This window comes from Veillonella parvula (genome assembly GCF_001553335.1).
Taxonomy (GTDB): Bacteria; Bacillota; Negativicutes; order Veillonellales; family Veillonellaceae; genus Veillonella; species Veillonella parvula_S.
Genome location: NZ_KQ960792.1, coordinates 65,176 through 65,665 on the forward strand (window position 1 = coordinate 65,176; position 490 = coordinate 65,665).

General features: G+C 38.6%; 1 CRISPR repeat array.

The features are described from left to right. The first annotated feature begins 75 nt into the window (after positions 1-75). Positions 76-417: direct repeats of the CRISPR family, unit length 35 nt; unit sequence GTTTCCGTCCCCACCAGGGGATTATTTAATTTAAC. Positions 418-490 lie beyond the last annotated feature (73 nt).

Genomic DNA, 490 nt, shown 5'->3' on the forward strand with positions numbered 1-490 from the left:
TTCCGTCCCCACCAGGGGATTATTTAATTTAACGAAATGAACTGCTGGAATTCTTATGTGGTTATCGCAAATGACGTTTCCGTCCCCACCAGGGGATTATTTAATTTAACTCTTTTTCACTATCATTCTTTTTAGTTGCCTTTTGTTCCTTGTTTCCGTCCCCACCAGGGGATTATTTAATTTAACCATGGGGAGCCTAGAAATCGATAGAATTGGGTTTATTCAATTGTTTCCGTCCCCACCAGGGGATTATTTAATTTAACAGGATTTTCAAACGTAGTGGAATATTGTGCAGAAATTTTAGGTTTCCGTCCCCACCAGGGGATTATTTAATTTAACCAAAGGGCAATAATTACATTATTCCAACTGCTAACAGTAAGGGGTTTCCGTCCCCACCAGGGGATTATTTAATTTAACCAACCTCAGTTAAAGGTACTATAATCTCAAGTTTTACAGTTAGTTTCCGTCCCCACCAGGGGATTATTTAATT